We start from the raw sequence: 9,444 nt of genomic DNA on the forward strand, positions 1-9,444 counted from the left end.
TCCGACAGTAAATTAGAAATCCATGCTTCTGATTATGCTTCTCGCTTTGATGTCACCAAAGAAGCTGCGTATAACGCTCTAAAAAATGCAGTTAATAATCTTTTTGAAAGAAAGTTCTCTTTTAAGGAAATTCATAAAGATACAAACAAAGAAATTGTAGTCAAATCCCGCTGGGTTAGCCGAATTGCATATGTTGATGACCTTGCTACATTAGAAGTTACCTTTGCACCAGATGTTGTTCCTCTTATTACAAGATTGGAAAAGCACTTTACGAGCTATCAACTTAAACAGGTTGCGCAACTAACTAGCAAATATGCTATTCGTCTATATGAGTTTCTAATTGCTTGGAGAGACGTAGGAAAAACACCTGTTATTTCTTTATCTGAGTTCAGAGAAAAATTAGGACTTGAGATGAATGAATATCAAAAAATGGTTAATTTTAAAAGTCGTGTTTTAGAACCAGCCATAAAGCAAATCAATGAGCTGACTGATATACATGTAAAATACGAACAGTACAAAACAGGAAGATCTATCTCAGGCTTATCATTCACTTTTAAGCATAAAAAAATTGATTCGATACCTTCAGAAAGAGATCCAAACACGGTAGATCTCTTTACCCAAATGACCGATGCACAACGCCACATGTTTGCCAATAAACTTTCAGAGCTACCGGAAATGGGTCGGTATTCCCAGGGAACTGAAAGCTATCCACAATTTGCTATTCGTATTGCTGAGATGCTTCACGATCCTGAAAAAATCAAAGAACTATATCCATACCTAAAAAAAGTGGGATATATGCCATTAAATAAAAGGATTTAGTAAATGGCTAAATTATCACTAAGTGAAGTATCTAACCGCTTTAACGTCAGTCGTTCTACGCTATATAGGGCCATAAAAGAAGGGCGTATATCTCGAAGCGCTGATGGTCTTTTTGATATTGCAGAAGTCATCCGATGCTTTGGAGAGCCGATCAAAAAGCATGAACAAAAACAAGAAGTGGATCAGTCTAAAGATGATGCTGATTTACGTCAGCTTGTTGATTTTATGAAAAAGGAAATTGAGTCATACAAAGATCGTGAGAAACGCTATTTAGATCAAATAGACCGCTTTCAATTGCTATTAGGGCATAAAGAGTCTGAAGAAAAAATGTCTCATGATACACCAGTGACACATTCCAATGATGCACCATGCGACAACAATAATGGAATAAGTGAAACTATTGATAATAATAGAGATAGTGAAATTAAAACATCCCATGAGACATTGGTGACACGCCCTAATGAAACACCAAAACACGTACCAAATACGCATTATGAGACAAAGAAAAAACGTGGCTTATTTGGCCGTGTACTGAATGCTGTTTTTGATAATGACTAAGGGAGAAAGATCATGCCGAAACTGAAAGACATTGCCCTAGGCATTATTGTGGCCCCACTGTTGATCCCGATCATGCTGATCGCATCGTACCAGGATAAAAAGGAGCTGAAAAAAGAGCTGGATAAACGCCAAAAAGAAAAAGACCAGTCATCCTGATTATTCAATTGAGCTAATCAAAATCGTGAAACATTGCTTAAATAATAGGCGTGGAACGTGAAAAATCATAAAAAAAGCCCGGTCATGGAAACTCGGGCTATCAACTAGGAACTACAGCGTTGAATTATAAGGATAATTATAACGCATTTCGTATAACGTGTATTATGTTAATTTTAGGGAAATTTAAGAATCTCTATGCAATGGTTTATTCAATATTCTTTGATTTCTTATCTTTTAGGTTAATCAGAAATAGCCAATAACATAAGCCAGGAAATAGAGCCATAAAGATAGTCCATGTATCTGTATACATCTTCCACCACTCTTTCGAAATTTCTCCTGTGTGACTCCATCCAAAAAGAATAAAAAATGGAGTAGCAATAATTATAGAGGCAATACAGATAGTTAATAAATTAAGACTGTTATAACGATTTAAAAGAATTGAGAATATGAAGCTGAAAGGTACAGTCAAAATACAATAAGCCAAGTAGACAAGACCGTGCCCTACAAGAACCACTAAAATCGAGTATAGGCTGTATTCCTGATTCATTACGATAAACAGGACTGCTGTGAAAAAAAGTAGTGGTAAAGGAGAAAGTAAGAGAGCTTTTACTATTTTTTCATTTGAGTATTTCACTAATTTAATTCTCTTATCTATTCAATAAATAATAATACTATAACGATTTTATTGGAGGTTTTTTGATTCTATTTAACATAATGGCTGTTATACGAAATTCAGCGTTTCAGGCTCCCCAAAACCAAGTTTATTTCTTGCATAAATGTATCCTGTAGGATACATTTTGTTTATGTACTCAATATATACCACTGAAGTCTTTGATGAATGGTTCACCAAGTTAAAAGACCAACAGGCAAAAAGACGCATACAAGTCCGAATTGATCGGGTTGAAGATGGAAACTTTGGAGATACTGAACCAGTTGGTGAAGGTGTCTCTGAATTACGTTTCTTCTTTGGACCAGGCTATAGGATTTACTACTGCAAACAAGGGCAAAGGGTTGTTATTCTTTTAGCAGGCGGAGATAAGTCTACGCAAAGTAAAGATATAAAACTTGCCCTGCAATTGGCACAAGATTTAGAGGAGGAGCTATAAATGGCTATTAAACTTCGCAAATGGGACAGTGCTGAGCATCTTAAAACAGAAGAAGATATGCAGGCTTACTTACAAGCATGTATCGAAGAATCTAATGGTGATGCCGCATTCATTGCTAAAGCTTTAGGTAACATTGCTAAAGCTAAAGGAATGGCTCAATTATCACGAGATACAGGTCTAGGCCGAGAAAGTCTTTACAAAGCACTTTCTGGTGATGTGAACCCTAGTTTTGATACGGTGATTAAAGTTGTAAAAGCACTAAATTTGCGCTTAGCAATTTAAAAAAATTATTAAAAAATGGAGCTTTAGGCTCCATTTTTTAATTTCGTATAACGTGTATTATGTTAATTTTAGGAGATCTATACAATTCTGTACTTTTTCACAATCATAGAAAAAGCAAATAAAATACTTATCCAAAATAAATAATCAATAAAAAAATTGAGAAAAACAAATTGATCCATGCCGATGAAAATAAATAAAGGATTGATACTTATACTTCCGACTGGAGAGGTTTCACCATCTATAAGGAACTGTAGAGGAAATCCCCCAGCTATGACTTCAACTTCTCCAAGCTTATCTACAACTATGCGGTCAACTAATATATTTTTTTGATAAAGCAAAGATACGTAGGTCAAAATAATTGCTAAGAAATTAAAATATAAAAATTTTTTCATAATTTTATCTCATATATCTATTAATTTTAACAATTTTTAATCAGAGCCTTTTGGAATAATTTGCTTTAATTTCTCTATTATGATTTTATCAAAAAATTCCTTTAATATGAAAAGATTAGAATTTATTTTATTAAGTTTACTTGCAGCCTGTAGTCCAGTTACAGAAAAAATTGAATCAAATATAGTTGTTCCACGTATTCAATATACGGGGGGAGCAGATAATGCAAGTTATAGTGAGGCTAAGCTTATTAGGGAAGGTAAATGCCTATACCTAGAACATGCTGATGGATCTAAAGTTCTGCCAATTTTTGCTACAAAAACTCTAGATTGGGATATGGAAACTAAGAGCCTAAAAGTAGATTCGGATACTTATTTTTTAGGTGATAAAGCAGCATATGGAGGCGGAGAATCCTATCCTCTAGAAAAAAATAATTATTCTTGGATAACTGAAGTAGATCCTAGCTGTGATACCTCAAAAGTTATAGTTATTAGTCGACTCATAAGACCAATTGAACAGAACTACCAAAATGAAGAATAGCCTATTTTACTGTCTTGCATTAGTTTTAATTATAGGATGCCAACCATTAGAAAAGAATGGATATATTTCTATTAAAAATTGGACCAATGCCCCAATCACAGATCTTAAAATAACTTATATCAGTGCTCAAAAAACTTATAGCTTAGGTACTCTTTATCCTTATTCGGAATATAAATACGCCATCAACTATGAGCAGCATAATGAGGATTCAATAATCTTTTCATATGTAGATAAAAGTCATAAAAAGATTAATCAAGAAGTAGCTACATATGCAGCCAAATATGATAGGAGAATTTATGAAATAATTATTCAATAGAATATAAATTTATATAGAAATTACAATTACTAATTGAACGAAAGAGCTTCTATTTGAAGTTTCAAAAACTGGAGTTTTCCACCAATCTAACCTCCATTTAACATAATGGCGGTTATACGAAACTTAGATGTAAGCCCAAAGTAGAAATGTCCGCTTTTAGAATATGCACTTTTGCAATTTTCTTATGTTCTTAAAAAAAATAGTTCTAATTAGTACAATAATAACTAGTAGTCTTGCTCTTGCATATGATCCTACAACGCCTTCATATTATTTAACGAAAGAATTGTGATGTGTGCAGAATATTATGCAGACTGTATTGATGTCTATGGGTCTGCTGGTAGCGGTGGAATGTCAGAGTGTGGAAACTCTTTAAATACATGCATCACTACAGGTGATTGGAATCCACCAAATCTTCCTGTACCATCATCGGATAGATTATTAAACCTTTTTAGTTCAGAAACTAGAGAAGCTACAACAAGATATACCACGGCCTAATAAATCAGGATCTCAATGTAATATGATTGGGATCCTTACCAACATATATAGAAGAGAAAAATGGATCAATTAAAAAAAATAAATGATGATTTGTATCAAGCTGCAATATTATTAGACAGTATTCCTAGTAAGATTCAATCAGATCCATCACTAGAAAATAGAGAAAATATCTTACTGATAGGAAAAGCTCTCAGTCATATTTTTGAACTCCAAAATAATATTTATAAAATTCGCCCTGATTTAAAAAATAATAATCAGTAATAACAGTTATTTATAGTATTTTTTAAGAAAGATAGCGGCTCATTTGAGAATATAAAAGTAATATTCTATTTGTAATAGTTTCTCTGAAATTAACATAATACGGATTATACGAACTAGCCACGTAATGCAACTTGCATTACAATATTCCTATGCATTCAATAAATGGGAAAAATAATGGCTACTGTTAACTTCAGGGTCGATGAAGCCCTTAAAGAAAAATCTTATTCAGTTCTAAGAGAACAAGGTATTGCACCTACTGAGTTTTTTACAAATGTCCTTGAATACATTGCAGCGACTGGGAAACTCCCTGTACAAAAAGCCTTACTCTCAGAAGAGGATACCGAGCTATTAGCGATTGTTCGTAAACGTATTAATGATCCTAAAGAAATGTTTGAGGAAATTACTTTAGATGACTTATAAGCTTTTACGTCATAAGGACTTCACAGCTGAATGGGAAAAGCTTCCTAGTGCTATAAGAGATCAATTTAAGAAAAAACTTGCCAAGGTCATAGAGCAGCCACATATTCCAAAGAATATGCTTAGAGGTGATCTTGCAGGTTGCTACAAAATTAAATTATTAAAGGCTGGAGTCCGACTAGTTTATCAAGTTAAAGATGATCAGGTAGTTATCTTGCTCATTACGGTTGGGAAACGAGCTGACAGCATAGTTTATGACGAAGCGAAAAAGCGCATTAAAGACTAAAAATGGGAGCTTAGAGCTCCCATTTTTGACTTCGCATAACGTGTATTATGTTAATTTTAGAAATAAGTCACCTATAAATTTTGCTTTTATATAAACGACTAAATTAGGTCTATTAGTAATACTCCCTAATAATTCATAATCATAATTCGTCTTTTTAATAGATACATTTAAAGTTTCATTTATAGCTTTTTCTATACTATTATCATGTTGTTTTATAATAACTTTCGATTTTTGATTAATGATTTCACCTTGAAAGGAAAATGCATAGTTTCCACCATTTATTATATTATTTTGTACTACAAAAACTCCATTACCAAAATCATTAAAATTATCTTGAAATTCAAGGAAGTAAATACCATCTCGCATTCTTAAAATACCAGTTCAACAAAGTGAGTGTTTTATATATTTTACGCCAATTTCAACTTTAAATAAGCTTTTAGTTGTTCAAACAAATTGAGCTACCTCTCCTGTAATACAAACATTAGCATTTCATAGTAGTTAACCTTTATTTAACATAAAATCTCTTATATGAAATTTAGAACTTATCCCTTAAAAAGATCATTAAAAAGCTCTTTATCTTTCTGTCTATTTTCTTCTGTCTTACTTTCCGCACTTAAAAACTGCTCAAAATCAGCCCATTGATGTTTAAAAGATTCATCATTCTTAAATTTATTCAAAACCCAAGCGCCAAGCAAAATTTTCCGTCTAGTTTCATTTTTCCGTTCTTGAGCTTTGGCTTCACTTAAAAGTTTTTGCTGCTTAAGTTTAAGCTCATTCTGTTTCTGTTTTGCCTGTTCTAAGATCTGCTCTTGTTCTTTTTTCAAATACTCAATTTGCTCTTGTAGAGATAACTTCTTCTGCTGTGCTTTAGTGAGCTTCTTTAAAACTGCATCTTTCTTTTCTTGAATATCTGACATAGTATTAAACCGTGATGATCAATAACCAAACATCATCATAGAGTCAAAAAACAAAGCGAGCAATATCAAACGTAGCGAAGCGAAGTTTTCCCGGAGTGAAACGAAGGGCGCACTTACCCACTTTTATCATTTCATTCAAAAGTGGACGTTGCGACAGGGGAAACCCCTGTACCCCATGACCTCGCTTTAGCATGGTCAGCAACTTTTTCAAAGTTGCAAAAATCAAAACCACGGTATGCAGAAATTTAGGTTTTTAAAGTGGCAATTTTTCATTTGAATGAAAGCAACATCTCACGAAGTGACGGACGTTCAGCCGTTGCTTGTGCTGCTTATCGTGCCTGTGAAAAATTAGAGGATCTGACTTTTGGAAAGACTCAGGACTACACTAAAAAAAAGGGACTTGCATACAAAAATATTTATGCACCAGAACATACCAATACAAAACTTTTAGACCGTCAAACACTTTGGAATACAGTAGAAAAAAAAGAATTCAATGCCAATGGCTCAATGAAAGCCAATGCACGACTCGCCAAAGAATATATCTGTGCTTTACCACATGAATTAACAGATGCAGAACGCATAAAAATCGTTGATGACTTTTGCCGAGACTTTGTGAACAAGCACAATGTTATTGTCGATGCCTGCATCCATGCACCACATGAACATAACGATGAAACCAATAATAAAAACTATCACGTACACATGATGTTCACGACCAGACTCATCAATGAAAAAGGCGAATTAGGAAAGAAACAAAGAATCTTCAACGACCATGGTCCCGAGATCCTGAAGGACAGCCGAGCAACTTTTGCCAATGTTGTAAACACAGTATTGGAAAATGCCGGACTAGACGAACGCATCGACCACCGGAGTTACAAGGATCAGGGCTTAGACTTTCTTGAACCCACTCATCATGAAGGGCATGAAGCTACAGCACTTCGCAGACAATATGACGAGGAACAAAAAAGACCGCTTGAAGAACGTAACACTGAAATTGTGCTGCCAAGAATTGCACTTGAAAATGATGCAATCAAAGCCAAAAATTTAGATGCTGCACGAGAATACCAACAGATCATCAAGGGCCTTGATCAAGAAATTATTGTTCCAAGTCGATTAGAAGATCAGATTACCCAGCTGGAAAACGAACTTCAGTTAACCGAAGCAGAAGAAAAAGAGCTTTTAGCAGAATTAGTAAATCTCAACCTAGAAGAAGAACGCCTGCAAGAACAACAGGTTCAACAGATCGACAACGCATATGATGACTTCATCCGGTGCCAAGATATTTATGCAGAATTTGCCAATCAGTTTTACACCATTCAAAGCAATGCTGCTGATAATCAAAAGCAGATTGAATCAAATCTCACCAAGACAAAACGATGGTTAGCAGAAAACAAAAGCGATTTTTACCTACATAGCAATAATTTGTTTTATGACTCTTATCATCATACTTACAGAGATATAAAAAAACCTGATTTTTATGCGACTGAAAAATCAGTAGAACAGGCAAAAAATGAGAACTGGAGAGAATACGCAACCGAGGTCGAACAACTTGCTAAAGAATACGATATTGAGAATGTCGTCCAACGCTTAGGTCAATGCTCAGAGATACTGGAAAATAATGGGATTGAACGACCAACGATAAAACCCACGTTTTGGCAGAAGCTAAAACGAGAGTACGTTCATTCATTCGATACCCTACATGATTTTAATGATGATATGAGTCCCCTCCTTAAAGCAAAACGGGCAGATGATCTCAAAATTGAACAAGAAAGAATGCAGCAAGTACGCCAAGCGGAAGTAGATCGCCAACGAAGAATTGAAAATGATCGCAGAGAAAGTGAATTTAGAGAGCAATTACGTAAAGAACGAGAGCAAAAAGAACAACGCTATGAACAAGAAAGACACGAACGAGAACATTTGGCATTTTTAAAACGCCAAGAATTGGAAAAACAGCAGAAAAATGAGCCTAAAAAACCAGAAAATGAAAATAACAACGATTACCGACCTTGGTGAATGCTGTTTAAACGCAAAAAAATAGGGTTTTTAGCGATGTTTTGCTAAACCACAGTAGATTTATAGTTGAGTTAAGAAAAAACTCTTAAATCGCAAATGAGAGCATTTAGCGAGTGTCTACGAGCGAACTACAGGGATCTAAATTTTTTCACCTGTTTTTCCCTGATTACAGGCTCCCCTGTGTATCAAGAACTCAGAATCAGAGCATCCCGAATGGGTGCGAACTGATTACGATGGCTTTATGTCGAGCGAAGCGAGTAAAAAGCTCATGAGCGAAGCGAATTCCGAGCTGCTTTTGCTTTTTTTTAAAGTCACAACCCAATGAGCCAAAAAATTGCCCCAACGAATCGAGCGAAAGCGAGATTCAATAGAGTTTGAGCGCAGCGAAAACCAAGGGCAATTTTTCCTTTCCTGGGCTTTTAATTATTTTTAAAGTTTTTAATGCTTTTAGACTCTCTGAAAACCTTTGTTTGCAAGGCTTTCAAGGTGGATAAGACTACAATTTCTTTGTCATAAGACTACAATTTCTTTGTCATAAGACTACAATTTCTTTGTCATAAGACTACAATTTCTTTGCATTTGATTACATCGAATGCTAATGTAGTCTTAATAACACTTATAACCTATGCAGTCTTATGAAAAATGACTTAGTAGTAAAAGATAATGCCTTAATTAATGCCAGTTATAATCTCGAAGTAACCGAGCAACGGCTTATCCTTTTATCAATAATAAGAGCAAGAGAAACAGGCCAAGGGATCTCATCCGACAGTAAATTAGAAATCCATGCTTCTGATTATGCTTCTCGCTTTGATGTCACCAAAGAAGCTGCGTATAACGCTCTAAAAAATGCAGTTAATAATCTTTTTGAAAGAAAGTTCTCTTTTAAGG

General features: G+C 34.6%; 16 protein-coding genes. 12 read left to right on the forward strand and 4 right to left on the reverse strand.

Translation table 11 applies throughout. The annotated features are described in order from the left end of the window. The 3 genes from repM to FTU29_RS16640 form a co-directional block, all read left to right on the forward strand. The coding region (repM, locus tag FTU29_RS16630) for a replication initiation protein RepM (RefSeq protein ID WP_180122967.1) at positions 1–819 on the forward strand (819 nt) is incomplete at its 5' end. Positions 820–822: 3 nt separating this feature from the next. Next, positions 823–1,377: a plasmid replication DNA-binding protein gene (locus FTU29_RS16635; protein WP_180005593.1), complete on the forward strand. Its 555-nt coding sequence runs from the start codon at positions 823–825 to the stop codon at positions 1,375–1,377. Between the two features lie 12 nt (positions 1,378–1,389). Further along, a complete protein-coding gene (locus FTU29_RS16640; protein ID WP_166135746.1) occupies positions 1,390–1,533 on the forward strand; it encodes a hypothetical protein in 144 nt (47 codons plus the stop codon). Positions 1,534–1,738: 205 nt separating this feature from the next. Here the strand turns inward: FTU29_RS16640 and FTU29_RS16645 are convergent, their stop codons facing one another. Continuing rightward, on the reverse strand, positions 1,739–2,167 hold the full coding sequence (locus FTU29_RS16645) for a hypothetical protein (RefSeq protein WP_000877730.1): 429 nt from the start codon (positions 2,165–2,167) through the stop codon (positions 1,739–1,741). A 169-nt stretch (positions 2,168–2,336) separates the two neighbouring features. On the opposite strand from FTU29_RS16645, the gene FTU29_RS16650 reads away from it, so the two are divergent. Together FTU29_RS16650 and FTU29_RS16655 are read left to right on the forward strand one after the other, a co-directional pair. Beyond that, complete coding sequence (locus FTU29_RS16650) at positions 2,337–2,639, forward strand: type II toxin-antitoxin system RelE/ParE family toxin (protein ID WP_178962753.1); 303 nt, start codon at positions 2,337–2,339, stop codon at positions 2,637–2,639. Further along, on the forward strand, positions 2,640–2,921 hold the full coding sequence (locus tag FTU29_RS16655) for an addiction module antidote protein (protein ID WP_067865280.1): 282 nt from the start codon (positions 2,640–2,642) through the stop codon (positions 2,919–2,921). It abuts the gene before it with no gap. Positions 2,922–2,998: 77 nt separating this feature from the next. On the opposite strand, the gene FTU29_RS16660 is transcribed toward FTU29_RS16655, so the two are convergent. After that, the gene (locus tag FTU29_RS16660) at positions 2,999–3,313 is read right to left on the reverse strand and encodes a hypothetical protein (protein ID WP_005108843.1); all 315 of its coding nucleotides are present in this window, start codon (positions 3,311–3,313) and stop codon (positions 2,999–3,001) included. A 106-nt stretch (positions 3,314–3,419) separates the two neighbouring features. Between FTU29_RS16660 and FTU29_RS16665 the strand changes: the two genes are divergently transcribed. The 5 genes from FTU29_RS16665 (at position 3,420) to FTU29_RS16685 (ending at position 5,626) form a co-directional block, all read left to right on the forward strand. After that, complete coding sequence (locus FTU29_RS16665) at positions 3,420–3,851, forward strand: hypothetical protein (protein WP_005108844.1); 432 nt, start codon at positions 3,420–3,422, stop codon at positions 3,849–3,851. Beyond that, the gene (locus tag FTU29_RS16670; RefSeq protein WP_005108845.1) at positions 3,841–4,167 is read left to right on the forward strand and encodes a hypothetical protein; all 327 of its coding nucleotides are present in this window, start codon (positions 3,841–3,843) and stop codon (positions 4,165–4,167) included. Before FTU29_RS16665 ends, FTU29_RS16670 begins: the two co-directional genes overlap by 11 nt. A 555-nt stretch (positions 4,168–4,722) precedes the next feature. Continuing rightward, on the forward strand, positions 4,723–4,923 hold the full coding sequence (locus FTU29_RS16675; protein WP_163146734.1) for a hypothetical protein: 201 nt from the start codon (positions 4,723–4,725) through the stop codon (positions 4,921–4,923). 174 nt (positions 4,924–5,097) lie between these two features. Further along, positions 5,098–5,343 carry a type II toxin-antitoxin system RelB/DinJ family antitoxin gene (locus FTU29_RS16680; RefSeq protein WP_111885987.1) on the forward strand — a complete coding sequence of 82 codons (246 nt, stop codon included), beginning with the start codon at positions 5,098–5,100 and terminating at the stop codon, positions 5,341–5,343. Continuing rightward, positions 5,333–5,626: a type II toxin-antitoxin system RelE/ParE family toxin gene (locus FTU29_RS16685; protein WP_074947749.1), complete on the forward strand. Its 294-nt coding sequence runs from the start codon at positions 5,333–5,335 to the stop codon at positions 5,624–5,626. The genes FTU29_RS16680 and FTU29_RS16685 overlap by 11 nt, the downstream gene beginning before the upstream one ends. A 45-nt stretch (positions 5,627–5,671) precedes the next feature. Here the strand turns inward: FTU29_RS16685 and FTU29_RS16690 are convergent, their stop codons facing one another. Both FTU29_RS16690 and FTU29_RS16695 read right to left on the reverse strand, forming a co-directional pair. Continuing rightward, positions 5,672–5,992 carry a GrlR family regulatory protein gene (locus FTU29_RS16690; RefSeq protein WP_179997607.1) on the reverse strand — a complete coding sequence of 107 codons (321 nt, stop codon included), beginning with the start codon at positions 5,990–5,992 and terminating at the stop codon, positions 5,672–5,674. Between the two features lie 176 nt (positions 5,993–6,168). Next, positions 6,169–6,543 carry a hypothetical protein gene (locus FTU29_RS16695; protein ID WP_086322809.1) on the reverse strand — a complete coding sequence of 125 codons (375 nt, stop codon included), beginning with the start codon at positions 6,541–6,543 and terminating at the stop codon, positions 6,169–6,171. Between the two features lie 258 nt (positions 6,544–6,801). On the opposite strand from FTU29_RS16695, the gene mobQ reads away from it, so the two are divergent. Together mobQ and FTU29_RS16705 are read left to right on the forward strand one after the other, a co-directional pair. Next, positions 6,802–8,556: a MobQ family relaxase gene (mobQ, locus tag FTU29_RS16700; protein ID WP_257235117.1), complete on the forward strand. Its 1,755-nt coding sequence runs from the start codon at positions 6,802–6,804 to the stop codon at positions 8,554–8,556. A gap of 635 nt (positions 8,557–9,191) precedes the next feature. Beyond that, positions 9,192–9,444 (forward strand): RepB family plasmid replication initiator protein (locus tag FTU29_RS16705; RefSeq protein ID WP_180122969.1); only part of this gene is annotated, 253 nt, incomplete at its 3' end.

Source organism: Acinetobacter sp. YH12086, assembly GCF_013419345.1.
Classification (GTDB): domain Bacteria; phylum Pseudomonadota; class Gammaproteobacteria; order Pseudomonadales; family Moraxellaceae; genus Acinetobacter; species Acinetobacter amyesii.